Annotated in this window: 21 protein-coding genes; 16 read left to right on the top strand and 5 right to left on the bottom strand. The window is 71.4% G+C overall.

Annotated features, from left to right (window positions below; all coding sequences use genetic code 11):
- Positions 1-90: 90 nt before the first annotated feature.
- Both AFM16_RS31250 and AFM16_RS31245 read right to left on the bottom strand, forming a co-directional pair.
- Positions 91-2,511: an MFS transporter gene (locus AFM16_RS31250; protein ID WP_078635776.1), complete on the bottom strand. Its 2,421-nt coding sequence runs from the start codon at positions 2,509-2,511 to the stop codon at positions 91-93.
- Positions 2,512-2,673: 162 nt separating this feature from the next.
- A complete protein-coding gene (locus tag AFM16_RS31245; RefSeq protein ID WP_030789144.1) occupies positions 2,674-3,117 on the bottom strand; it encodes an SRPBCC family protein in 444 nt (147 codons plus the stop codon).
- Between the two features lie 182 nt (positions 3,118-3,299).
- Between AFM16_RS31245 and AFM16_RS31240 the strand changes: the two genes are divergently transcribed.
- The 4 genes from AFM16_RS31240 (at position 3,300) to AFM16_RS31225 (ending at position 7,048) form a co-directional block, all read left to right on the top strand.
- Positions 3,300-4,343, top strand: a complete 1,044-nt coding sequence (locus tag AFM16_RS31240) for an Rv2578c family radical SAM protein (RefSeq protein ID WP_078635774.1) — start codon at positions 3,300-3,302, stop codon at positions 4,341-4,343.
- Between the two features lie 140 nt (positions 4,344-4,483).
- Positions 4,484-6,061 carry an alpha/beta hydrolase gene (locus AFM16_RS31235; RefSeq protein WP_078635772.1) on the top strand — a complete coding sequence of 526 codons (1,578 nt, stop codon included), beginning with the start codon at positions 4,484-4,486 and terminating at the stop codon, positions 6,059-6,061.
- 49 nt (positions 6,062-6,110) lie between these two features.
- Positions 6,111-6,509, top strand: a complete 399-nt coding sequence (locus tag AFM16_RS31230; RefSeq protein ID WP_030789138.1) for a RidA family protein — start codon at positions 6,111-6,113, stop codon at positions 6,507-6,509.
- 23 nt (positions 6,510-6,532) lie between these two features.
- Entirely contained in the window at positions 6,533-7,048 is a 516-nt protein-coding gene (locus AFM16_RS31225) for a GNAT family N-acetyltransferase (RefSeq protein WP_078637148.1), read from the top strand.
- Positions 7,049-7,080: 32 nt separating this feature from the next.
- Here AFM16_RS31225 and AFM16_RS31220 read toward each other — a convergent pair whose 3' ends face one another.
- The gene (locus AFM16_RS31220; protein WP_078635770.1) at positions 7,081-7,656 is read right to left on the bottom strand and encodes an adenylosuccinate lyase; all 576 of its coding nucleotides are present in this window, start codon (positions 7,654-7,656) and stop codon (positions 7,081-7,083) included.
- Between the two features lie 407 nt (positions 7,657-8,063).
- On the opposite strand from AFM16_RS31220, the gene AFM16_RS31215 reads away from it, so the two are divergent.
- From AFM16_RS31215 to pssA, 9 genes are all read left to right on the top strand, one after another.
- Complete coding sequence (locus AFM16_RS31215; protein WP_030789131.1) at positions 8,064-9,869, top strand: 3-hydroxyacyl-CoA dehydrogenase family protein; 1,806 nt, start codon at positions 8,064-8,066, stop codon at positions 9,867-9,869.
- A gap of 136 nt (positions 9,870-10,005) precedes the next feature.
- Positions 10,006-10,821 (top strand): TetR family transcriptional regulator, encoded by an 816-nt coding sequence (locus AFM16_RS31210; RefSeq protein ID WP_037875646.1) that lies wholly within the window; start codon positions 10,006-10,008, stop codon positions 10,819-10,821.
- Positions 10,822-11,263: 442 nt separating this feature from the next.
- The gene (ccrA, locus tag AFM16_RS31205) at positions 11,264-12,607 is read left to right on the top strand and encodes a crotonyl-CoA carboxylase/reductase (RefSeq protein WP_030789127.1); all 1,344 of its coding nucleotides are present in this window, start codon (positions 11,264-11,266) and stop codon (positions 12,605-12,607) included.
- A gap of 17 nt (positions 12,608-12,624) precedes the next feature.
- On the top strand, positions 12,625-14,673 hold the full coding sequence (locus tag AFM16_RS31200) for an ethylmalonyl-CoA mutase (RefSeq protein WP_030789126.1): 2,049 nt from the start codon (positions 12,625-12,627) through the stop codon (positions 14,671-14,673).
- Complete coding sequence (locus tag AFM16_RS31195) at positions 14,670-15,629, top strand: HpcH/HpaI aldolase/citrate lyase family protein (protein WP_030789124.1); 960 nt, start codon at positions 14,670-14,672, stop codon at positions 15,627-15,629. The genes AFM16_RS31200 and AFM16_RS31195 overlap by 4 nt, the downstream gene beginning before the upstream one ends.
- A gap of 5 nt (positions 15,630-15,634) precedes the next feature.
- Positions 15,635-16,159: a MaoC family dehydratase gene (locus AFM16_RS31190; protein WP_030789121.1), complete on the top strand. Its 525-nt coding sequence runs from the start codon at positions 15,635-15,637 to the stop codon at positions 16,157-16,159.
- 2 nt (positions 16,160-16,161) lie between these two features.
- The gene (locus AFM16_RS31185; RefSeq protein WP_030789118.1) at positions 16,162-17,367 is read left to right on the top strand and encodes an acyl-CoA dehydrogenase family protein; all 1,206 of its coding nucleotides are present in this window, start codon (positions 16,162-16,164) and stop codon (positions 17,365-17,367) included.
- Between the two features lie 171 nt (positions 17,368-17,538).
- The gene (locus AFM16_RS31180) at positions 17,539-18,195 is read left to right on the top strand and encodes a phosphatidylserine decarboxylase (RefSeq protein ID WP_030789115.1); all 657 of its coding nucleotides are present in this window, start codon (positions 17,539-17,541) and stop codon (positions 18,193-18,195) included.
- 22 nt (positions 18,196-18,217) lie between these two features.
- On the top strand, positions 18,218-19,036 hold the full coding sequence (pssA, locus tag AFM16_RS31175) for a CDP-diacylglycerol--serine O-phosphatidyltransferase (protein ID WP_078635766.1): 819 nt from the start codon (positions 18,218-18,220) through the stop codon (positions 19,034-19,036).
- A gap of 131 nt (positions 19,037-19,167) precedes the next feature.
- Here pssA and AFM16_RS31170 read toward each other — a convergent pair whose 3' ends face one another.
- Positions 19,168-20,319, bottom strand: a complete 1,152-nt coding sequence (locus AFM16_RS31170) for a glycerate kinase (protein WP_078635764.1) — start codon at positions 20,317-20,319, stop codon at positions 19,168-19,170.
- Between the two features lie 124 nt (positions 20,320-20,443).
- On the opposite strand from AFM16_RS31170, the gene AFM16_RS31165 reads away from it, so the two are divergent.
- Together AFM16_RS31165 and AFM16_RS31160 are read left to right on the top strand one after the other, a co-directional pair.
- Positions 20,444-21,610, top strand: coding sequence for an ADP-ribosylglycohydrolase family protein (locus AFM16_RS31165; RefSeq protein WP_078635762.1), 1,167 nt, complete (start codon positions 20,444-20,446; stop codon positions 21,608-21,610).
- A gap of 42 nt (positions 21,611-21,652) precedes the next feature.
- Complete coding sequence (locus AFM16_RS31160; protein ID WP_078635760.1) at positions 21,653-22,153, top strand: NUDIX domain-containing protein; 501 nt, start codon at positions 21,653-21,655, stop codon at positions 22,151-22,153.
- A 19-nt stretch (positions 22,154-22,172) separates the two neighbouring features.
- Here AFM16_RS31160 and AFM16_RS31155 read toward each other — a convergent pair whose 3' ends face one another.
- Positions 22,173-22,373: a hypothetical protein gene (locus AFM16_RS31155; RefSeq protein ID WP_030789097.1), complete on the bottom strand. Its 201-nt coding sequence runs from the start codon at positions 22,371-22,373 to the stop codon at positions 22,173-22,175.
- A 77-nt stretch (positions 22,374-22,450) separates the two neighbouring features.
- On the opposite strand from AFM16_RS31155, the gene AFM16_RS31150 reads away from it, so the two are divergent.
- Positions 22,451-23,185: an SIR2 family NAD-dependent protein deacylase gene (locus AFM16_RS31150; RefSeq protein WP_078635758.1), complete on the top strand. Its 735-nt coding sequence runs from the start codon at positions 22,451-22,453 to the stop codon at positions 23,183-23,185.
- Positions 23,186-23,277 lie beyond the last annotated feature (92 nt).

Raw genomic sequence — 23,277 nt, 5'->3', positions numbered from 1 at the left:
GCGCGGCGGCGGGGATGTGCGGCAATTCTGGAATTGGTTTCGGCAGCACGCGCCGGGGCACGCGCCCGTGCCACGCGCCGGGGCGCGCGATCAGTCCTCGTGGCCGAGTTGCAGGTCACGCTCGGTGCGGCCGCCGCCCGCCACCTGGAGGACGGTGGCGACGGGCGGATAGCCGGCGGCGATGACGGTGTACTCGCCGGAGGACAGGTCGACGAAACGGAAGGTGCCGTCGGGGCCCGTGGTGAGGGTGTCGACCACATTGCCCGCGGCGTCGAGCAGGGTCACGCGGGCGTCCTCGACGGGCCGTCCGCCGCCCGCGCGCACGGTGCCGCGCAGTACGGCGCCGCCGGCCAGTTCGACGTCCTGGCGGGTCTCGCGGGACGCCTGGACGGTGACCGGCAGGGCGGCCGGGCGGAAGGCGGGCGCGCTGCCGGCGAGGGTGTACTCGCCGGCCACCAGGTCGGTGATGACATAGCCGCCCTCGCGCCCGCTGCGGGTGGCGGCGACGACCTCGCCGTGCACATTGGTGAGGGTGACGACGGCGTCCCGCACGGGCGTGCCGTCGGCGGTGACGACGGTCCCGGCGAGGCGTCCGGCGCCGCCGAGGACGACGTCCAGCTCGACGGGGCGTTCACCGACGGTGACGGAGACGGCCTGCGGCTGGTGGCCGCCGGCCGCGGCGATCAGGACGTAGGCGCCGGTGCCGGGCGTGGACAGCGCGTACCGTCCGTCGTCGCCGCTGGCGCCGCGCCCGATCTGCTGCCCCGAGACGTCGATGAGGGTGAGCGCGGCGCGCGGTACGACGGTGCCGTCGGGGTGCTGCACGGTGCCGCAGACGGGGATGCCTGCGGTGTACGGCGGGCGGAACGCGAGGGACGTCCGGTCGTCGGCGGGGTGGGTGCGGGCCTGCGGGACGGGCACGGGCGCGGGCTCCGTGCCGGCGGTGGGGTGGGACACCAGCGGTTTCTCCTTGAGGAAGCAGGCGATGAGCAGGCCGGCGACGAGCACGGGCACGAGGTACAGGAAGATCCTCGGCATGGCGTCGGCGTAGGCGCCGACGTAGGCGTCGCGCAGGGCCGGGGGCAGCGCGTGGACGAGCTGCGGGGTGAGGGACTCGGGGTCGGGCAGTCCGGCGTCGGCGGGCAGCCGCTCGTGCAGGGCGTCGGTGAGCCGGCCGGCGAAGAGGGTGCCGAAGACGGCGGCGCCGACGCTGCCGCCGATCTGCCGGAAGTAGTTGTTGGCGCTGGTGGCGGTGCCGAGGTCGGCGGGGCGCACGGAGTTCTGCACGGCGAGGATCAGCACGGGCATCGCGAGGCCGATGCCGGCGCCGAGGACGGCCATCCACAGGCTGTAGTGGAGGCGGGGCGTGTCGGCTTCGAGCCGGGAGAGCAGCCACATGCCGAGCGCGGAGAGCGCGCCGCCGAGGACCGGGTACAGCTTGTACCGGCCGGTGCGGCTGACGAGTTGGCCGGAGATCACGGAGGCGCCGACGATGCCGCCCATCATGGGCAGCATCAGCAGCCCGGACTCCGTGGCGGTGGCGCCGTCGGCCATCTGGAGGAAGGTCGGCAGATAGCTGGCCGCGCCGAACAGCGCGACGCCGGTCACCAGGCCGACGAGTCCGGTGACGTTGAAGACGGAGTCCCTGAACAGCCGGAGCGGGATGAGGGGTTCGGCGGCGCGGCGCTCGGTGAGCAGGAAGAGGAGGGTGGCCGCGGCCGCGCCGGCGCCGAGGCCGAGGACGACGCGCGAGTCCCAGGCGTACTCGGTGCCGCCCCAACTGGTCAGCAGGACCAGGCAGGTGGAGGCGGCGGCGAGCAACAGCGCGCCCAGGACGTCGAACCGGGGCTTCGCGGCCGGTTTGGGGAGGTCGAGGACGAGGGCGACGACGGCGAGGGTGAGCAGGCCGAAGGGGATGTTGACGTAGAAGCACCAGCGCCAGGAGAGATGGTCGGTGAAGTAGCCGCCGAGCAGGGGTCCGGCGACGGAGGCGAGGCCGAAGGCGGCGCCGATGAGCCCCATGAACCGGCCGCGTTCACGGGGCGGCACGATGTCGGCGATGATCGCCTGGACGCCGATCATCAGGCCGCCGGCGCCGACGCCCTGGACCGCGCGGAAGGCGATGAGCTGGTCCATGGTCTGCGCCCGGCCGGCCAGCGCGGAGCCGACGACGAAGACGACGATGGCGAACTGGAAGACGCCCTTGCGGCCGAGGAGGTCGCCGAGCTTGCCGTAGACGGGCAGTCCGACGGTGGCGGTGAGCAGATAGGCCGTGATCGCCCAGGACATCCGGTCCAGGCCGTGCAGTTCGCCGACGATCTTCGGCAGCGCGGTGGCGACGATCATCTGCTCCAGCGCGGCGAGGAGCAGCGCGAGCATCAGGGCGAGGAAGACCAGCCGCACCCGGCGGGGGCTCAGGGCGGGCGGCGCGGGGGCGGGTGCCGGGGGCGGCGGGTCCTGCGGACGCGCGGCCGTGACCGGCTCGTCCTGCACCAGCGTGGTCCCGCCCATGTACCGCTCCCCTCGTCGCACCTGCCCCACAGTTCCCGCGCAAAAGCGACAACTCCGAGCAAGCGCGACGAGTTACGGCACCATCCCGGTCACAAGGGAGAACCACCCGAACCGGTGAACGGGTTCAACACCCGGCGGGCGGCCGGGGGTTGGCCATCCGCGCTACTTCTCCACCTCGGTGGCGAGGCGCGCGAGGATCGCGTCGTAGATCCGGCCGAGGCCCTTGGGGGCGAAGGTGCGCTCGAAGAAGCCGCCGATCCCGCCGGCGCCGGTCCAGGTGGTGGTGACGACGACCCGGGAGCGGCCCTCGCCGGCCGGGGTGACGCGCCAGACGGTGACCATCGAGGAGTTGCGGTCCTTCTCGACCAGCTCGCCGTCGGTCGGCTCGGTGACCTCCAGGAGGCAGTCGCGGACCCGCTTGCTGGTGGCCTGGAGCTTCCAGTGGACGAGGGTGCCCTCGCCGTCGCCGCCCTCGCGCACCTCGTACTCGCTGAACTGTTCGGGCAGCAGCTTCGCGCGGGTGCCGCTGTAGTCGGCGAGCGTGTCGAACACCTTGTCCGGGTCCGCCGCGACGACGCGCTCGGTGGTGGCCTCGACCTGCGCCATGAGTTCCTCCAGGGCCTTGTATCTCGGGGTCGGGGCAAGCCAACCACCCCGGGACTCGGGCGCCCAAATCGGGGCCCGGAACCGGTCGCGGAGCGACCGAAACGGTGCGTCGAACGACCGTCCCGCACGATCATGGGAACACATGTTCTATTGTGGGGCCGAGTGCTACCGAGGAGGCGTTCATGCGCTGGGAGAACCTCACCGCGGAGGCCCGCCACGACCGGCCGGCCGACGCCGCGCTGTTCGGCGCGGACGCGGTCACGACCAGGACGTTCGACACGCCCGAGTTCGCCGGCATCACGTTCCACGAGATCCGGGCGCGCTCGGTCCTCAACCGGGTGCCGGGCGCCTCCCGGATGCCGTTCGAGTGGACGGTGAACCCCTATCGGGGCTGCACGCACGCGTGCGTGTACTGCTTCGCCCGCAAGACGCACAGCTATCTGGACCTGGACACGGGTGTCGGCTTCGACACCCAGATCGTGGTCAAGGTGAACGCGCCGGAGGTGCTGCGCCGCCAGCTCGGCTCGTCCCGCTGGCACGGCGACCACGTGGCGATGGGCACCAACGTCGACTGCTACCAGCGCGCGGAGGGCCGCTACCGGCTGATGCCGGGCATCCTGGCCGCGCTGCGCGACTACGCCAACCCCTTCTCGATCCTGACGAAGGGCACCCTGATCCTGCGCGATCTGGAGCTGCTGAGGCAGGCCGCGGAGGTGACGGAGATCGGCGTCTCCGTCTCGGTCGGCTTCACCGACCCCGGCCTGTGGCGGACCGTGGAGCCGGGCACCCCGGCCCCGGAGCGGCGCCTGGACGTGGTGCGCACGCTGACCGAGCACGGCATCGGGGTCGGGGTGCTGATGGCGCCGGTGATCCCGTTCCTCTCCGACGAGCCCGCCCAACTCCGGGCCACCGTACGGGCGATCGCGGCGGCGGGGGCCACCTCGGTGACCCCGCTGGCGCTGCATCTGCGGCCCGGCGCCCGCGAGTGGTTCATGGCCTGGCTCGGGCAGCACCACCCGCATCTGGTGCGCCGCTACGAGCGGCTGTACGCGGACGGCTCCTACGCCCCGAAGTGGTACCAGCGCCGGATCACCCGTCAGGTGCACGAACTGGCCGAGGAGTACGGGATCGGTCCCGCGCGCGGAGGGATGCCCCGCCGGATCCGGCCGCCCGAGCAGGAGGAGGAGCCGGCGCCGGCCGGGCCCACGCAACTCACCCTGATCTGAGCGCGTCCGAGGGCATCGGGCGCCCCAATCGGGTCAACTATCGTCAGATCGGGTTCTTACGGACGATCTTTCCGGGACGATGCGGCGAGGGCCGTGATCCACGCGGTCCGGCCACCGCCACCTCCGTCCTGGGAGGCTTCATGAACACTCGCGCAGCCGTGCTGTGCGCCGCCGCTGTCGTCGTCGTAGCGGCCGGGACCTGCGCCGCCGGGCCCGCCGCCGCCGGCACGTCGTCCACCGTGCGGGCGCCCGCGAAGATCGCCTGGAAGGCGTGCGGCACCGAGAGCCGTCCGACCCTCCAGTGCGCGTCCCTGAAGGTGCCGCTCGACCATCGCGAACCCGGCGGGGAGAAGATCACGCTGGCCCTGTCCCGCGTCCCGCACACCGCGAAGACCTTCCAGGGGCCGCTGCTGGTCAACCCCGGCGGCCCCGGCGGCAGCGGGACCTCGCTCGCCGGGTACGTGGCGTCGGCGCTGCCCAAGGCGGTCGCGGCGCAGTACGACGTCATCGGCTTCGACCCGCGCGGGGTGGGAAAGAGCACGCCCGCCCTGAAGTGCCGGCCGAACCACTTCGCGGCCGTGCGGCCGGACTCGGTGCCGTCGACCGAGGCGATCGAGCGGGCCAACCTCGACCGCGCCCGCGCCTTCGCCGAGTCCTGCGCGAAGAAGCACGCGCGTGTGCTGCCCTTCATCGACACGAAGAGCACCGTGCGCGACATGGACCTGATCCGCGCGGCGCTCGGCGCACCGAAGATCAACTACTTCGGCTACTCGTACGGCACGTATCTCGGCGCGGTCTACGCCAAGCTCTTCCCCGAGCGGGTGCGGCGACTGGTCCTGGACTCGGTCGTCGACCCCACCGGGGTCTGGTACGAGGACAACCTCACCCAGGACCTCGCCTTCAACGACCGTCACCGCGCCCTGATGGCGTGGATCGCCAAGCACGACACGGCGTACGGCCTGGGCAAGGACCCCGCGCGCGTGGAGGCCCGCTGGTACGCGATGCGGGCGGCGCTGGCGAGGAAGCCGGCGGGCGGCCGGGTGGGCGCCTCGGAGCTGGAGGACACCTTCCTGCCGGGCGGCTACTACGACGGCTACTGGCCCTACCTCGCCGACGCGTTCGCCGCCTACGCGAAGAAGAAGGACACCGGTCCGCTGGTCAAGGCGTACGAGACCTTCGGCGCCGTCGACGCCTCGGGGGACAACGGCTACAGCGTCTACACGGCGGTGCAGTGCCGGGACGCGTACTGGCCGCGCGACTGGGACGAGTGGCGCACCGACAACTGGTCGACGCACACCAAGGCGCCGTTCATGACCTGGAACAACGCCTGGTACAACGCGCCGTGCGCGTTCTGGCCGACCAGGCGGCTGGGCCCGGTCGACATCAGCAACGGCAAGCTGCCGCCGGTGCTGCTGTTCCAGGCGACCGACGACGCGGCGACCCCGTACGAGGGCGGCGCCATGGTGCACGCGCTGCTGCGCGGTTCCAGCCTGGTGGTGGAGCGGGGCGGCGGGAACCACGGCATCACGCTGAGCGGCAACTCCTGCCTGGACAAGCACCTGACGGCCTATCTGACCGACGGCACCGTCCCGCGCGGCACCGGCTCGGTCGACGCGGAGTGCAAGGCCCAGCCCGAACCGAAGCCGCTGGGCTCGAAGGTCGGCTCCCGCACGGCCCACGGCACGATCCTGCACGGCATGCTGGGCTTCCGCGGCTGACGGACGACCGCCGGGGGCGTTGTCAGACCCATGGTCCACCATGGGACACATGATCGAGCCGACCAGGATCCCCGCCCCCGACGGAGTCGCCCCCGCGTCCCAGTACACGCACGTGGTGACGGCCACCGGCCGTCTCGTGGCCGTCTCCGGCCAACTGCCGCTCGACGAGGGCGGCGCCCTGGTCGGCGCGGGGGACGCGGCGGCCCAGGCCCGTCAGGTCTTCGAGAATCTGAGCCGGTGCCTGGCCGCCGCCGGGGCGGCCTTCGACGACGTCGTCAAACTCACCTACTTCGTCACGGACATGGCCCATATGCCCGCGATCCGCGCGGCCCGCGCCGCCCACATACCCGACGACCGCCTCCCGGCCGCCTCGGCCGTCCAGGTCGCCGCGCTGGTCCGCCCGGAGTTCCTGATGGAGATCGAGGCGTTCGCGGTGGTCGCGGAGTGACCGCGGGGATCGGGGTGCGGGAGATGACCCTCGCCGACTGCGACCGGGTCTCCGAGATCCGGATTCGTGGCTGGCAGCGTGCCTACCGGGGGCTGATGCCGCAGTCGTACCTCGACTCGCTGAGCGTCGCCGAGGACGCCGCGCTGCGCCGCGAGCGCTTCACGCGGGCCGCGGACGGCGGGGGCGGTGAGGTGGTGAATCTCGTCGCCGAGCGGGGCGGGGCCGTGGTCGGATGGGCGGCGCTCGGGCCGTACCGGGAGGGCGAGGTCCGTACCGGGGACGCCGAGTTGTACGCGATCTATGTGTGCGGCGACCACCTCGGCAGCGGCGTCGGACACGCTCTGCTGGAGGAGTCGGTACGGCGGGCCGGGACCCGCGGGCAGGCCCGCCGCATGTATCTGTGGGTGCTGAGGGAGAACACCCCGGCCCGCCGCTTCTACGAACGCGCCGGGTTCCGCCCCGACGGCACCGAGGAACCCTTCGAGGTGGAGGGGACCGCGGTGCCGGAGGTGCGGTACGTGCGCCCGCTCGAAGGCTGAGGGCTCGCTCCGGGGCTGACGGGAGAGCGGGGTCAGCGCTGGTGGGGGATCAGCGTCAGCGCCCGCACCGCCGCCTCCGCGAGGGGCGGGTGGGCCAGGGCCTCGTTGAGGACGGGACGGGCCCGGTCGTCGCCCAGGGTGCCGAGGCCGTCGACGCAGGCGAGGGCCACCCGGCGGTAGGGGTCGTGCGGCTTCAGGCGCCGCCGCAAGGTGGTGATCAGGGCGGGTACGGACTCCGGCGCGCGCAGCTCCACCAGCAGCCGCACCGGGTGCAGGGCGTAGGCGACGCGCAGTTCGTTGGTGGCCAGGGCGGCGGCCGCGCGGGCGGTGCGCGGATCGCCGAGGCGGGCCAGCGCGTGGGCGGCGGAGGCGCAGCGCGGCGGGTCGCGGTGGTTGAGCAGCAGGACGAGCGCCTCGAAGGCGCGCCGGTCGCCCGCCACCCCCAGCCGGAACGCGGCCAGTTCCCGGGCCCACAGCGGCTGTCCCGGTGCGGTGAGGACGGCCGCCAGTTCGTCCTGGCCGACGGGGCCGGTGAGCCGCTCGTAGGCCGCCGTGCCGCCCGACTCCCGCCGTAAGCGCTCCGTGAGCATCCGCAACTCTTCGTCCATGAAGCCGAGCTTATGGGGGTCGTGGGGCCGCCGGGACCTACATCACAAACCCCGGGGGCTGGCGCGCTCGTTACCCACCGGTTAAGCTCAGACGAGCGAGTTACCCACTCGCGGCACTCCTCATGACGGCCTGGTGACGCAGCCGTCGTGAGCGCAGTCGGTTCGGTACCTCGTGTACCGCAGTACGACCCGGCCTCGGGACAGGGCCGGTCGGATCACCGGATCTCCCCCGTTCGTCTCTCCGGGCGTGTGCGCGCCCGCGGTGTACGGCACCGGGCGTGTGCGCTCGCAGCCCGGAATCACCCGCATCTCTCTTCACGCACCCCGGTGCGCCACGGCCCGCGAGGGCTCCCTCGGCGCACCCGGGCGTGTCTCCCAGTCGTCACCCTCTTTTCTGGAGTCCCGCGATGGCCACTCCCCTGTCCGACACCTCTCTGTCCCCGCTGCGGACGATCGCCGTGGTCGGCCTCGGCACCATGGGCACCGGCATCGCCGAGGTCCTCGCCAAGGCCGGTCGCACGGTGCTCGGCATCGACATCAGCGAGGCCCAGGCGGCGCGTTCGCTCGCCGGTCTGGAAGCCTCCACCGCCCGTGCCGTGGAGCGCGGCCGGCTGACCGGGCAGGAGCGCGCCGAGGCCCTGGCCCGGGTGCGCGTCTCCACCGACCTGCGCACGGCGGCCGACGCCGACCTGGTGATCGAGGTGGCGCCGGAGTCGTACGAGATCAAGCAGCAGATCTTCCGTGAGCTGGACGGGATCGTGCGTCCCGACGCCATCCTCGCGACCGGCACCAACGCGCTGTCCGTGACCCGGCTCGCCGCCGAGTCGGCCCGCCCGGAGCGGGTCCTCGGCCTGCACTTCTTCAACCCGGCGCCGGCCATGAAGCTGGTCGAGGTGGTCTCCTCGGTGCTGACCGCGCCGACCGCCGTCACCGCCGTCACCAACCTCGCCCTGGACCTCGGCAAGGAGCCCGTCGCGGTCGGCGACCGGCCCGGTTTCGTCGCCGACGGACTGCTCTTCGGCTACCTCAACCAGGCCGCCGCGATGTACGAGGCGCGCTACGCCTCGCGTGAGGACATCGACGCCGCGATGCGGCTGGGCTGCGGGCTGCCGATGGGCCCGCTGGCGCTGCTCGACCTGATCGGCGTCGACACCGCCCGTACGGTCCTGGACGCCATGTACGCCGAGTCACACGACCGGCTGCACGCGCCCGCCCCGATCCTCAAGCAGCTCAGCGAGGCGGGCCTGACCGGCCGCAAGGCGGGCCGCGGCTTCTACACCTACGAGGCGCCGGGCAGCGCCACGGTCGTGCCGGACGCCCTCACCCCGGCCGCCGGCGGCACCGGGACCGCGGGCCGGACCGTGCGCAGCGTCGGTGTCGCGGGCTCGGGCACGATGGCCTCCGGGATCGCCGAGGTCTTCGCCAAGGCGGGCTACGACGTCGTCCTGGCCGCCCGCAGCGAGGAGAAGGCGCAGACGGCGAAGGCCCGAATCGGCAAGTCGCTGGCGCGTTCCGTCGACAAGGGGCGGCTCACGGCGGAGGCCGCCGCGCAGACCCTGGAGCGGATCACCCCGGCCGGGTCCTACGACTCCTTCGCCGAGGTCGATCTGGCCGTGGAGGCGGTCGCCGAGGACCTGGAGGTCAAGCAGCAGCTCTTCGCGACGCTGGACAAGGTCTGCAAGCCGGGCGCCGTCCTGGCCACCACCACCTCGTCGCTGCCCGTCGTGGCCTGCGCCCGTGCCACCACGCGTCCGCAGGACGTGATCGGCATGCACTTCTTCAACCCGGCGCCCGCGATGAAGCTGGTCGAGGTCGTGCGCACGGTGCTGACCGCCGAGGACGTCCACGCGACCGTGCACGAGGTCTGCGGCACGATCCGCAAGCACGCCGTGGACTGCGGCGACCGGGCCGGTTTCATCGTGAACGCGCTGCTGTTCCCGTACCTGAACAACGCGATCAAGATGGTGCAGGAGCACTACGCCTCGCTGGACGACATCGACGCCGCGATGAAGCTGGGCGGCGGCTACCCGATGGGCCCCTTCGAGCTGCTGGACGTCGTCGGGCTCGACGTCTCGCTGGCCATCGAGAAGGTTCTGCACCGCGAGTTCCGGGACCCCGGGCTCGCGCCGGCGCCGCTGCTGGAGCATCTGGTGGCCGCGGGCTGCCTCGGCCGCAAGACCGGCCGTGGCTTCCGCGAATATGCCCGCCGCTGACGGCGTCGGCGACTGGTTCACAGACGACCGGGAGTGGGGCGGACTGCTCGGCCCCACCGGCGGACCCCCGCCCGTCGAGGGCGGGGGAAACCCCGGACAGGCGCACCGAGCTGCGCACATGCAGTACGTTCGGGTCATGCCCCAGCCCGCCAGGTCCTCACGTACACCAGCCACGCCCGACGCGCCGGAGAGTGCCGCCGGCGGCCGCGCGGCCGCCCAGCGCCTCAAGATGCGCCGAGAACTGGCGGCCGCGGCCATGGAGCTGTTCGCCACCAAGGGGTACGAGGCGACCACCGTCGACGAGATCGCGGCCGCGGCCGGGGTCGCCCGCCGCACCTTCTTCCGGCACTTCCGCTCCAAGGAAGAGGCGATCTTCCCCGACCACGACGACACCCTGATCCGCGCCGAGGCGGTGCTCAACGCGGCGCCCGCGCACGAGCATCCGCTCGACACGGTGTGCCGGGGCATCAAGGAGGTCATGAAGATGTACGCGGCCCGGCCGGAGATCTCGGTCGCCCGCTACAAGCTGACCCGCGAGGTGCCGACCCTGCGGGAGGCGGAGATCGCCTCGGTGGCCCGCTACGAGCGGCTGTTCACCCGCTATCTCCTGGGCCACTTCGACGAGCACGCGCACGACGACGACGCCAACGACGACCCGCTGCTGGCCGAGGTCGCCGCCTCGGCGGTGGTCACCGCCCACAACCATGTGCTGCGGCGCTGGCTCAGGGCCGGCGGCCAGGGCGACGTGGAGGCGCAGCTCGACCACGCGTTCGCGATCGTGCGCCGGACCTTCGGGACGGGCATCGGGGCCGGGCGGGGCACCGCGGCGTCCCCGCGGCCGGCGCCCGCGGCGGTCTCCGACCGGGGCGAGGTGCTGGTGACGGTCGCCCGCACGGACGCCCCGCTGGACGAGGTCATGCGGACCATCGAGCAGGCGCTCAAGGAGCGCTGAGGGGCCTCTCCCCCACGTTTCCGCGCTGTGACGACGGCCACCCCGACGGGGTGGCCGTTTTGGCGTGTCAGGGCACCTTTTCTCGTGGATTTCCCGGGGGTTTCGGAGCCCGTTCGATCGATCATCGCTCATTTGTTACGTAAAGATTTCACCTGAGCCCAGGTTGTGGCACTCAGTGCCTTGCGGCCTGGCACACGGTGTCATACGTTGAAGGAGTCCGGGCGGCCGGCGTGCAGAGACCATACGTACGCCGGCTGTCCCCGCAAGCACATGGCCTGCGCGCCCGGACGCCTGCGTCACAGGCACCCTCCCGCGCCACCAAGCGCTGCCGAACCCAGCACCACCCGCCGAACCGACGGCACCTCCCTCAAACCCTCAGCAGCACACCCGACGTAACCCTCAGCGCCCCGCCCTCAGGGCGCTCATCGCCGGAGGCAACACCGTGACCACACAGGCCATCCTGGACGCGATCCAGTCGCCGGACTCCACGTCCGCCGACTTCGCCGCCCTGCCGCTCCCCGAGTCGTACCGCGCCATCACCGTCCACAAGGACGAGACGGAGATGTTCGCCGGTCTGGAAACCCGCGACAAGGACCCGCGCAAGTCGATCCACCTCGACGACGTCCCCCTGCCCGAGCTGGGCCCGGGCGAGGCCCTGGTGGCCGTCATGGCCTCCTCGGTCAACTACAACTCGGTGTGGACCTCGATCTTCGAGCCGCTCTCGACGTTCGGCTTCCTGGAGCGCTACGGCCGGCTCAGCGAGCTGACCAAGCGCCACGACCTGCCGTACCACATCATCGGCTCCGACCTCGCGGGCGTGGTGCTGCGCACCGGCCCCGGCGTCAACTCCTGGAAGCCCGGTGACGAGGTCGTCGCGCACTGCCTCAGCGTCGAGCTGGAGTCGTCCGACGGCCACAACGACACGATGCTCGACCCCGAGCAGCGCATCTGGGGCTTCGAGACCAACTTCGGCGGCCTCGCCGAGATCGCGCTCGTCAAGTCCAACCAGCTCATGCCCAAGCCCGGCCATCTGAGCTGGGAGGAGGCCGCCGCCCCCGGTCTGGTCAACTCCACCGCCTACCGGCAGCTCGTCTCCCGCAACGGCGCCGGCATGAAGCAGGGCGACAACGTCCTGATCTGGGGCGCCAGCGGCGGCCTCGGCTCCTACGCCACGCAGTTCGCGCTGGCCGGCGGCGCCAACCCGATCTGTGTCGTCTCCAGCGAGCAGAAGGCGGACATCTGTCGCTCGATGGGCGCCGAGGCGATCATCGACCGCAGCGCCGAGGGCTACAAGTTCTGGAAGGACGAGCGGACCCAGGACCCGAAGGAGTGGAAGCGCTTCGGCAAGCGCATCCGCGAGTTCACCGGCGGCGAGGACATCGACATCGTCTTCGAGCACCCCGGCCGCGAGACCTTCGGCGCCAGCGTCTTCGTCACCCGCAAGGGCGGCACCATCACCACCTGCGCCTCCACCTCGGGCTACATGCACGAGTACGACAACCGGTACCTGTGGATGTCCCTGAAGCGGATCATCGGCTCGCACTTCGCCAACTACCGCGAGGCGTGGGAGGCCAACCGGCTCATCGCCAAGGGCAAGATCCACCCGACCCTGTCGAAGGTCTACGCCCTGGAGGAGACCGGCCAGGCCGCCTACGACGTGCACCGCAACCTCCACCAGGGCAAGGTCGGCGTGCTCTGCCTGGCCCCCCAGGAAGGTCTCGGCGTCCGCGACGAGGAACTGCGTGCCAAGCACCTCGACGCCATCAACCGCTTCCGCAACATCTGAGACACCCGAGGTCATAGATGACTGAGCGTCAGCCCGCCGAAGGCAGGCGGGAGAAGGACCGGCCGTGGCTCATGCGCACGTACGCCGGTCACTCCACGGCCGAGGCGTCCAACGAGCTGTACCGGCGCAACCTCGCCAAGGGCCAGACGGGTCTGTCGGTCGCGTTCGACCTGCCGACCCAGACCGGCTACGACTCCGACCACATCCTCGCCCGCGGCGAGGTCGGCCGGGTCGGCGTGCCGATCGCCCACGTCGGTGACATGCGCCGGCTGTTCCAGGACATCCCCCTGGAGCAGATGAACACCTCGATGACGATCAACGCCACCGCCATGTGGCTGCTGGCGCTCTATCAGGTCGTCGCCGAGGAGCAGGGTGCGGACATCACCCGGCTCCAGGGCACGACCCAGAACGACATCGTCAAGGAGTACCTGTCCCGGGGCACCCATGTGTTCCCGCCGGGACCCTCGCTCCGGCTGACGACGGACATGATCGCGTACACGGTCTCCCACATCCCGAAGTGGAACCCGATCAACATCTGCAGCTACCACCTGCAGGAGGCGGGAGCCACCCCGGTCCAGGAGATCGCGTACGCGATGTCCACCGCCATCGCCGTCCTCGACGCCGTCCGCGACTCCGGCCAGGTGCCGGCCGAGAAGTTCGGTGACGTCGTCGCCCGCATCTCCTTCTTCGTGAACGCGGGCGTCCGCTTCATCGAGGAGATGTGCAAGATGCGCGCCTTCGGCCGCATCTGGGACGAGGTCACCCGCGAGCGCTACGGCATCGAGAACGCCAAGCAGCGCCGCTTCCGCTACGGCGTCCAGGTCAACTCCCTCGGCCTGACCGAGGCGCAGCCGGAGAACAACGTCCAGCGGATCGTGCTGGAGATGCTGGCCGTCACCCTCTCCAAGGACGCCCGCGCGCGTGCCGTGCAGCTCCCGGCCTGGAACGAGGCCCTCGGCCTGCCCCGGCCGTGGGACCAGCAGTGGTCGCTGCGCATCCAGCAGGTGCTGGCCCACGAGAGCGACCTGCTGGAGTACGAGGACATCTTCGCCGGCTCGCACGTGATCGAGGAGAAGGTCCAGAAGCTGGTCGAGGACTCCCTCGCGGAGATCGACCGGATCCAGGAGATGGGCGGCGCGATGGCCGCCGTCGAGTCCGGCTACCTCAAGTCGCAGCTCGTCTCCTCGCACGCCGAGCGCCGGGCCCGGATCGAGTCCGGGCAGGAGAAGATCATCGGCGTCAACATCTTCGAGACCACCGAGCCCAACCCGCTGACCGCCGACCTCGACACGGCGATCCAGACGGTCGACCCGGCCGTGGAGGCCCGGGTCATCGCCTCGCTCCAGCAGTGGCGCGACACCCGCTACCAGCCGCCGTTCAACCACCCGCGCCCCTGCAAGGCGCTGGAGCGGCTGAAGGAGGCCGCCAAGGGCACCGACAACCTCATGGAGGCCACCCTGGAGTGCGCCCGCGCCGGTGTCACCACCGGCGAGTGGGCCGGGGCGCTGCGCGAGGTGTTCGGCGAGTTCCGCGCCCCGACCGGGGTGTCGTCCGCGCCGGTGGCCGTCCCCGCCGAACAGGGCTCCGCCCTCGCCGAGGTGCGCGCGAAGGTGGACGCCACCGCCCGCGAACTGGGCTCGGGCAAGCTGCGCTTCCTGGTCGGCAAGCCGGGCCTGGACGGCCACTCCAACGGCGCCGAGCAGATCGCCGTCCGCGCCCGCGACGCCGGCTTCGAGGTGGTCTACCAGGGCATCCGGCTCACCCCCGAGCAGATCGTGGACGCCGCCCTCGCCGAGGACGTGCACGCGGTGGGCCTGTCGATCCTGTCCGGCTCGCACGCCCAACTGGTCCCGGACGTGCTCGAACGGCTCCGTGTGGCCGGTGCCACAGATATACCGGTGATCGCCGGTGGCATCATCCCGAATGGTGACGCCGAGCAGCTCAAGGCCGCCGGTGTGGCCGCCGTCTTCACCCCGAAGGACTTCGACATCACCGGCATCATCGGCCGCATCGTCGACGAGATCCGGAAAGCGAACAAGCTCGACCCCCTGGAGGTCCCCGCATGACCGTCAACCGTCTGCGTCCCCGCCGCTCGTGTCTCGCGGTCCCGGGCAGCAACCCGCGCTTCCTGGAGAAGGCGCAGGGTCTCCCGGCGGACCAGGTCTTCCTGGACCTGGAGGACGCGTGCGCTCCGCTCGCCAAGCCCGAGGCGCGGCACACCATCGTCAAGTTCCTCAACGAGGGCGACTGGACGGGCAAGACCAGGGTCGTGCGGGTCAACGACTGGACGACCGAGTGGACCTACCGTGACGTCGTGACCGTCGTCGAGGGCGCCGGCCAGAACCTCGACTGCATCATGCTGCCGAAGGTGCAGAACGCCCAGCAGGTCGTGGCGCTGGACCTGCTGCTGACCCAGATCGAGAAGACGATGGGCTTCGAGGTCGGCCGGATCGGCATCGAGGCCCAGATCGAGAACGCCCAGGGCCTCAACAACGTCAACGAGATCGCCCAGGCGTCCCCGCGCATCGAGACGATCATCTTCGGCCCGGCCGACTTCATGGCGTCCATCAACATGAAGTCGCTGGTCGTGGGCGAGCAGCCGCCCGGCTACCCGGCGGACGCCTACCACTACATCCTGATGAAGATCCTGATGGCCGCCCGCGCCAACGACCTCCAGGCGATCGACGGCCCCTACCTCCAGATCCGCAACGTCGACGGCTACCGCGCGGTCGCGCAGCGCGCCGCCGCGCTCGGCTTCGACGGCAAGTGGGTGCTGCACCCGGGCCAGGTCGAGGCGTCCAACGAGATCTTCTCGCCGTCCCAGGAGGACTTCGACCACGCCGAGCTGATCCTGGACGCGTACGACTACTACACCTCCGAGGCGGGCGGCAAGAAGGGCTCCGCGATGCTCGGCGACGAGATGATCGACGAGGCCAGCCGCAAGATGGCCCTGGTCGTCTCCGGCAAGGGCCGCGCCGCCGGCATGCAGCGCACCTCCAAGTTCGAGATCCCGGAGGGCTGAACACCATGCAGTTCGGACGCACCTACGAGGAGTTCGAGGTCGGCGCGGTCTACAAGCACTGGCCCGGCAAGACGGTCACCGAGTACGACGACCACCTCTTCTGTCTCCTCACCATGAACCACCACCCGCTCCACATGGACGTCAACTACGCCGAGAAGACGACCGACTTCGGCAAGAACGTCGTGGTGGGCAACTACATCTACTCCCTGCTGCTCGGCATGTCCGTCCCGGACGTGTCCGGCAAGGCGATCGCCAACCTGGAGATCGAGTCGCTCCGGCACGTGGCGCCGACCTTCCACGGCGACACGATCTACGGCGAGACGACCGTGCTCGACAAGTGGCCGTCGAAGTCGAAGAACGACCGCGGCATCGTGTACGTCGAGACCAAGGGCTACAAGCAGGACGGCACGCTCGTCTGCGTGTTCCGCCGCAAGGTGATGGTGCCGACCGAGACGTACATCAAGGAGCGCGGCGGTGAGCAGCCCGGCCGCCCGGAGCTGAACACCCCCGCCGAAAAGACGGAGAAGTAGCCATGGCGCGACTCGCCCAGACCGCCGGTCTGACCGACATCCAGCAGGAGATCCTCTCCACCGTCCGCGACTTCGTGGACAAGGAGATCATCCCGGTCGCGACCGAGCTGGAGCACCGTGACGAGTATCCGCAGCAGATCGTCGACGGCCTCAAGGAACTCGGCCTGTTCGGCCTGATGATCCCGGAGGAGTACGGCGGCCTGGGCGAGTCGCTCCTGACGTACGCGCTGTGCGTCGAGGAGATCGCCCGCGGCTGGATGTCGGTGTCCGGCATCATCAACACGCACTTCATCGTGGCGTACATGCTCAAGCAGCACGGCACGCAGGAGCAGAAGGACCACTTCCTGCCGCGGATGGCGGCCGGCGACATCCGGGGCGCGTTCTCCATGTCGGAGCCGGGCCTCGGCTCGGACGTGTCGGCCATCACCTCCAAGGCCGTCAAGGACGGCGAGGAGTACGTCCTCAACGGCCAGAAGATGTGGCTGACGAACGGCGGAACGTCGTCGCTCGTGGCCGTTCTGGTGCGAAGTGACGAAGGACACCCCGAGGGCACCGCGCCCCACAAGTCGATGACGACCTTCCTGATCGAGAAGGAGCCCGGCTTCGGAGAGGTCCGCCCCGGCCTCACCATCCCGGGCAAGATCGACAAGATGGGCTACAAGGGCGTCGACACGACCGAGCTCATCATGGATGGCCTGCGGATTCCCGCCGACCGGGTGCTCGGCGGCGTCACCGGCCGAGGTTTTTACCAAATGATGGACGGCGTCGAGGTGGGCCGCGTGAACGTGGCGGCGCGTGGCTGCGGCGTCGCTCAGCGTGCGTTCGAACTCGGTGTCCAGTACGCCCAGCAGCGTCACACTTTCGGCAAGCCGATCGCCCAGCACCAGGCCATCCAGTTCAAGCTGGCCGAGATGGCTACCAAGGTCGAGGCGGCCCATGCCATGATGGTGAACGCCGCACGCAAAAAGGACTCCGGCGAACGAAACGACCTCGAGGCCGGGATGGCGAAGTACCTCGCCTCCGAGTACTGCAAGGAGGTCGTGGAGGACGCCTTCCGTATCCACGGGGGATACGGCTTCTCCAAGGAGTACGAGATCGAGCGCCTCTACCGGGAGGCCCCGATGTTGCTGATCGGTGAAGGCACCGCCGAGATCCAGAAAATGATCATCGGGCGCCGCCTGCTGGAGGAGTACCGGTTCCAGGGCTAGTTGTCAGGGTTGGGGGTGTTTTCTTCGAGAAGAAGATCACACCCCCTTGACCCACACCGGCAACCGACTCGGCTTCCTGACTTACCCAGTTGTGGCCCCGAACCGCTACGATCGCCGGAAAGCCGCCGTCCCCCCGTCGAAGCGCGGCATCATCCGCTACGAAGGTCATCCATGCCCCACAGCCAAACCTCTGCACACCGCGACAGCCTGGTGGGCGCACGCCTCGCGCGCGGAGCATCGCCGTGGCTCCTGCCGACCGTCGCCACCGCAGCCGTCAGCCTGGTCCGCGCCCGCCGCTCGGGCGTCGCCAAGGCCGTCGCCGTGCCCGCCACCGCTCTCGCGGCGGGCATGCTGTGGTTCTTCCGTGACCCCGAGCGCGAGATCGCCTCCGGGCGGGTCATCTCCCCCGCCGACGGTGTGGTGCAGAGCATCATGCCGTGGAAGGACGGGCGCACCCGGGTCGCGATCTTCATGAGCCCGCTCAACGTCCACGTCAACCGCGCGCCGCTCTCCGGCACGGTCACGTCGGTCGAGCACATCCCCGGCGGGTTCGTTCCGGCTTTCAACAAGGAGAGCGAGAACAACGAGCGCGTCGTCTGGCACTTCGACACCGAGCTCGGTGACATCGAGATGATCCAGATCGCCGGTGCCGTGGCCCGCCGTATCGTCCCCTACATCCCCGAGGGCACGAAGGTGGAGCAGGGCGACCGGATCGGTCTGATCCGCTTCGGCTCCCGCGTGGACATCTACCTGCCCGAGGGCGTGGAGGTCGCGGTCGAGGTCGGGCAGAAGACCGTGGCAGGGGTGACTCGCATTGACCGTGATTGACCCACAGACCCAGGCCGGCTGGGTGCCGGACGCCGACGAGGTGGACGAAGAGGAGGAGATGCCCCTCTCTCTCCGCCTGTCGATAGCGGACACCCTCACCCTCGGCAACGCCACGTGCGGGTTCATGGCGGTGTACTTCACCACCACCGGCATCCTGATCCCGCACCTCACCGGCAGCCAGGAATCCGGCATGGCCCGCCACAGCGCGGCCACGGCGGTCATCCTCATGCTCTGCGCGGCGGTCTTCGACCTCTTCGACGGGCTGGTGGCGCGCAAGCTGCGCTCCTCCCCGATGGGCGCCGAGCTGGACAACCTCTCGGACCTGATCAGCTTCGGCCTGGCCCCGGCGTACTTCGTCCTGGTCTACGGCATGGTCGCCGACGACGCCCACCAGCGGGTGGCGGCGGTCGGCGCGATCGTCGTCCTGCTGGCGGTCGTGCTGCGGCTCGCGAGATTCTCCTGTGTCACTCCGCGCAACGGCACCTTCCAGGGCATGCCCTCGCCGTTCGGCGCGCTGACGGTCGTCTCGATCGTGCTCCTGGAGCTGCCCTTCGTGGCGACGCTCCTCGCCATCCTGGGCACCGCCTGGCTGATGGTGAGCCGGGTCGAGTACCCCAAGCCGCGGGGCCGGCTCGCCGGCGCGATGCTGTCCTGGATCGTGCTGTCGATGGGCCTGCTGGCCGCGTGGGCGTTCGACGCCCCGAGCGGACAGCTCCTCCTGCAGACGGGCTGCGCGCTCCAGCTCGTCATGGGTGCGGTCATTCCGCTGTTCGCCACGGCTCGCCGGGTGAACAACTTCCGCGACAATCGGCGGGAGGCGCGGGCGGCGCAGTTGCCGTAGCGCCACACGCTCCGTGAGAGGGGCCCCGGGTCTTTGACCCGGGGCCCCTCTCGTGTGTTTCGGGTGCGGCGCCGTCGTGGCCGGTCGCGCAGTTCCCCGCGCCCCTGGAGGGGGTGGCTCCTCCGTGGGTGTCAGGTCAGGAAGTCTCGGGCGATCTGTTCCGCCACCCGCTCCAGGATCGGGCCCGCCTCGGAGATGCACGTGGTGATGTCCGGTTCGATCTCCGTCAGGGGGTAGGCCCGGCGGATGCCGGCCCGGCCGAGGGCCTGTGGGGGCAGGGCGAGGCGGCCGCAGACGGCGACGACCTCCTTGCCGGCCGCGCGGGCCGCCGCGGCGACCCCGGCCGGGGCCTTGCCGTGCAAGGTCTGCTCGTCCAGCGAGCCCTCCCCGGTGATCACCAGCTCGGCCCGCTCCAGGGCCGGGGCGAAGCCCAGCACGTCGAGCATCACCTCGATCCCGGGGCGGAACCGGGCGCCCAGGAGCAGCGCGCCGTAGCCGATGCCGCCCGCGGCGCCCGCGCCCGGCGCGGCCGCGTGCTCCGCCGCCTCGGGACCGACGGCGTCCTCCAGCACCTTCGCGAAGTGCGTCAGCGCCGCGTCCAGCGTCTCGACGTCGTCCGGGGAGGCGCCCTTCTGCGGGCCGTACACGGCCGGTGCGCCCTTCGGGCCGGTCAGCGGGTTGTCGACGTCGCTCGCCAGGACCAGGTCGACGGCGGACAGCCGGGGGTCGAGCCCCGACAGGTCCGCGCGGGCCAGCCGGGCGAGCCCGCCGCCGCCGGGGGCCACGGGCTCCCCCTCGTCGTCGAGGAACCGGGCGCCCAGCGCGGAGAGCATGCCCGCGCCGCCGTCGGTGGTGGCGCTGCCGCCGACCCCGAACACGATCGTCCGCGCGCCCGCGTCCAGCGCGGCCCGCAGCAGCTCGCCGGAGCCGTACGTCGACGCGGTGAGCGGGGCGAAGACCCCGGCCGGCAGCCGCTGGAGGCCGCTCGCCTCCGCCATCTCCACGACGGCGGTGTCCCCGCGCACCGCGAACGCGGCGGTGACCTCGTGACCGAGCGGCCCGGCGACCGGGACCTCCCGGCGTTCGAACCCGGCGGCGACCGCCGCGTCCACCGTGCCGTCCCCGCCGTCGGCGACCGGCAGGGCCTCGACCCGGGCCTCCGGTACGACCCGGCGCAGCCCGGCCGTCACCCGCTCGGCGACCTCCACGGCCGTCAGCGACCCCTTGAACTTGTCCGCGGCCACGAGCACCCGTCGGGTGCCCTGCGTTCCGGCGTCCGCCACGATCCGTCCCCTTGCTCTCCGGGCCCCGCACACGGCGGGGCCAGTCGCGCCGCTGCGACCTTAACCGGCCGACGCGTCCGCCGTCATGCGGTGCCCGAAGCCTGAAATCGGGTACACCGGAGCCATGACCTCTGTGGGCAGCGACCCGGAGTTCGCCGACCGAGTGCTCGGAGGCTGGCTCGGCCGGATCGCGGGCAACATGCTCGGCAAACCCGTCGAGCAGGGCGAGGTGTGGACCCGCGAGCGCATCGACGGCTATCTGCGCCGCGCGGACGCGCTGCCGCTCACCGACTATCTGCCGGAGCCGCCGACGGCGGAGGACGCGGCACTGCTGCGTCCCGAGTGGCGGGCCTGTGTCCGCGGGCGGGTGCGCGGAAGCTGCCGTGACGACGACGTGGACTACGCCGTCCTCGGGCTCGACCTGCTGGAGACGCACGGCTTCGGGTTCAGCACCGAGCAGGTCGGCGACCTGTGGCTGCTGCGGCTGCCCTACCGGCAGACGTTCACGGCGGAGCGGGCCGCCTACCGCAATCTCACCGCCGGGCTGCGGCCGCCGCTCACCGCGACGTACGACAACCCGTACCAGGAGTGGATCGGTGCCCTGATCCGGGCCGACATCTACGGCTGGACCTGCCCCGGCGCCCCGCGCGAGGCCGCCGCCCTGGCCCGGCGCGACGCCGTGCTGTCGCACACCGGCAACGGCGTGTACGGCGCGATGTGGGCGGCGGCGACGGTGTCGGCGGCGTTCACCGCGCCGACCGTCCGGCACGCCGTCGAGGAGGGGCTGACCGTCGTTCCGGCGGGCAGCCGGCTCGCGCGGACCGTGCGCCGGGTCGCCGCTCTGCGCGACGCGGGGCTGGCCTGGGAGGAGACGCTCGCGACGGCGGCGCGGGAGACGGCCGGGCTGGGCTGGATCCACACGGTCCCCAACGCGGCCGTTCTGACCGCCGGACTGCTGTACGGCGACGGGGACTTCACGCGCACCGTCGCGCTGACCGTCCGCGGCGGTCTGGACACCGACTCCAACGGGGCGACGGCCGGGTCCGTGGCCGGTGTCCTGACCGGGGCGGCGGCGATTCCCGGGCGCTGGACGGAGCCGTTGGAGGACACCGTGCGCAGTGCGGTGTTCGGGTTCGACGGGGTGCGGATCAGTGAGCTGGCGGAGCGGACGGTGCGGCTGGCGGCAACCCGCGCTCACAAGATCACTCCGCGAACTGATGAGCGTATGACCGCTGTTCACGCCGTGGGGGTGGCGGACACGGAGGGTGTCCGCGGGGCGGGGGGCTCGTGACCGGTCCGATGAGCGGCTCCGCGCAGTGGTTACCTTTAGTGAATGACCACTTCCAGCACGTCCGACTTCGCGGCGTACATCGCCTCCCTGCCCCGTGTCCTGGCCGGTGCCGCGGCGCTCTTCCGTGACACCGAGGGCCGGGTCCTGCTCGTCGAGCCCAACTACCGTGACGGATGGGCGCTGCCCGGCGGCACGATCGAGTCCGACGAGGGCGAGTCGCCGCGTCAGGGCGCGCGCCGCGAGACCCTGGAGGAGATCGGTCTCGACCGTCCGCTGGGGCGGCTGCTCGCGGTGGACTGGTCGACCGGTCCCGGCCGCCCGCCGCTGGTGGCGTACCTCTTCGACGGCGGGGTGCTCGACGAGCTGGACCTCAAGGAGATCAAGCTCCAGGAGGAGGAGCTGCTGTCCTGGCGCCTGGTCGCCCGCGAGGAGATCACCGAATATCTGCTGGGCTCGCTGGGCCTGCGGGTGCTGGCCGCGCTCGACGTGCTGACGGAAGGGTCGGACACGGCCGAGCTGGAGAACGGCCGCCGGGTGCTCTGAGGGCTCACCTCCGTGCCGTTCAGCCCTGCGTGTCGCTCGGCTTGGCGTCCACCTCGCGCAGCGCCTCGTCGCGTACGGCGGTCCGGGACTCGGTGCGGTGCCCGCGCGCGATGTAGTCGCGCACGACCAGCTCGACGGCGTCCTGCGGACTGCCCACACCGGAGAGAACCATGATCTCGACGACGAGTTCGGCGTCGAGGGAGACGGTGACCTTGGCCATGCCGGGACGGTAGCACCGCTGCGGGGCCCCGGATATCCGTTCGCGCCCCACGGCCCCGCCGACCTACCCTCGCCCCCATGAGCAAGCCCCTCGTCGCCGTCCTGACCGGCGCCGGTGTCTCCACCGACTCCGGCATCCCCGACTACCGCGGCCCGGACGGGCTGTGGCGCAGGGACCCGGAGGCCGAGAAGCTCGTCACGTACGAGTACTACGTCAAGGATCCGGAGATCCGGCGCCGCGCCTGGCGGATGCGGCGTGACACCGGGGCGCTGGGCGCCGAGCCGAACGTCGCGCACCGGGCCGTCGTGGAGCTGGAGCGCTCCGGGGTGCCGGTGCGGGTGCTCACGCAGAACGTGGACGGGCTCCACCAGCTCGCCGGGCTGCCCGCCCGCAAGGTACTCGAACTGCACGGCACGGCGCGGGAGTACGTGTGCGTCAAGTGCCATGGCCGGGGTCCCATGGCGGACGCGCTCGCCCGGCTCGACGCGGGCGAGGAGGATCCGCCGTGCCTGGAGTGCGGCGGTGTCCTCAAGCCCGCGACGATCATGTTCGGCGAGCGCCTCGACCCCGTCGTGCTCGGCGAGGCCGCCGCCATCGCCAAGGCGTGCACGGTCTTCCTCGCCGTCGGCACCAGCCTCCAGGTCCATCCGGCGGCGGGCCTCACCCAGGTCGCCGCCGACCACGGCGCCCGCCTGATCATCGTGAACGCCGAACCGACCCCGTACGACGACATCGCCGACGAGGTCGTACGCGAGCCGATCGGCACGGCCCTGCCCCGGGTGCTGGGCGCGCTGGCCGGCGAGGGCGCGTAGTGCGCGGCGAGGAGCCCGGGGTGGACGACGAACGGGCCGGAACGCGCTGGGTGTCACCGGCGCTCGTGCTGGGCGTTGTCTCGGGCGTGCGG

It is taken from the genome of Streptomyces antibioticus (assembly GCF_002019855.1).
Lineage (GTDB): Bacteria > Actinomycetota > Actinomycetes > Streptomycetales > Streptomycetaceae > Streptomyces > Streptomyces antibioticus_B.
The sequence above is the reverse complement of the archived record's forward strand: the minus strand, read 5'-3'. Positions and strand labels throughout refer to the sequence as shown.

What these genes read in the sequence shown, in the direction of transcription:
- AFM16_RS31210 (WP_037875646.1), top strand. Translation starts at nt 10,006, where the DNA reads ATGCCCCAGCCCGCCAGGTCCTCACGTACACCAGCCACGCCCGACGCG.
- AFM16_RS31185 (WP_030789118.1), top strand. Translation starts at nt 16,162, where the DNA reads ATGGCGCGACTCGCCCAGACCGCCGGTCTGACCGACATCCAGCAGGAG.
- AFM16_RS31150 (WP_078635758.1), top strand. Translation starts at nt 22,451, where the DNA reads ATGAGCAAGCCCCTCGTCGCCGTCCTGACCGGCGCCGGTGTCTCCACC.
- AFM16_RS31195 (WP_030789124.1), top strand. Translation starts at nt 14,670, where the DNA reads ATGACCGTCAACCGTCTGCGTCCCCGCCGCTCGTGTCTCGCGGTCCCG.
- AFM16_RS31240 (WP_078635774.1), top strand. Translation starts at nt 3,300, where the DNA reads ATGCGCTGGGAGAACCTCACCGCGGAGGCCCGCCACGACCGGCCGGCC.
- AFM16_RS31235 (WP_078635772.1), top strand. Translation starts at nt 4,484, where the DNA reads ATGAACACTCGCGCAGCCGTGCTGTGCGCCGCCGCTGTCGTCGTCGTA.
- AFM16_RS31180 (WP_030789115.1), top strand. Translation starts at nt 17,539, where the DNA reads ATGCCCCACAGCCAAACCTCTGCACACCGCGACAGCCTGGTGGGCGCA.
- AFM16_RS31155 (WP_030789097.1), bottom strand. Translation starts at nt 22,373, where the DNA reads ATGGCCAAGGTCACCGTCTCCCTCGACGCCGAACTCGTCGTCGAGATC.
- AFM16_RS31200 (WP_030789126.1), top strand. Translation starts at nt 12,625, where the DNA reads ATGACTGAGCGTCAGCCCGCCGAAGGCAGGCGGGAGAAGGACCGGCCG.
- AFM16_RS31245 (WP_030789144.1), bottom strand. Translation starts at nt 3,117, where the DNA reads ATGGCGCAGGTCGAGGCCACCACCGAGCGCGTCGTCGCGGCGGACCCG.
- AFM16_RS31190 (WP_030789121.1), top strand. Translation starts at nt 15,635, where the DNA reads ATGCAGTTCGGACGCACCTACGAGGAGTTCGAGGTCGGCGCGGTCTAC.
- AFM16_RS31220 (WP_078635770.1), bottom strand. Translation starts at nt 7,656, where the DNA reads ATGGACGAAGAGTTGCGGATGCTCACGGAGCGCTTACGGCGGGAGTCG.
- AFM16_RS31250 (WP_078635776.1), bottom strand. Translation starts at nt 2,511, where the DNA reads ATGGGCGGGACCACGCTGGTGCAGGACGAGCCGGTCACGGCCGCGCGT.
- AFM16_RS31230 (WP_030789138.1), top strand. Translation starts at nt 6,111, where the DNA reads ATGATCGAGCCGACCAGGATCCCCGCCCCCGACGGAGTCGCCCCCGCG.
- AFM16_RS31160 (WP_078635760.1), top strand. Translation starts at nt 21,653, where the DNA reads ATGACCACTTCCAGCACGTCCGACTTCGCGGCGTACATCGCCTCCCTG.
- AFM16_RS31165 (WP_078635762.1), top strand. Translation starts at nt 20,444, where the DNA reads ATGACCTCTGTGGGCAGCGACCCGGAGTTCGCCGACCGAGTGCTCGGA.
- AFM16_RS31225 (WP_078637148.1), top strand. Translation starts at nt 6,533, where the DNA reads ATGACCCTCGCCGACTGCGACCGGGTCTCCGAGATCCGGATTCGTGGC.
- AFM16_RS31215 (WP_030789131.1), top strand. Translation starts at nt 8,064, where the DNA reads ATGGCCACTCCCCTGTCCGACACCTCTCTGTCCCCGCTGCGGACGATC.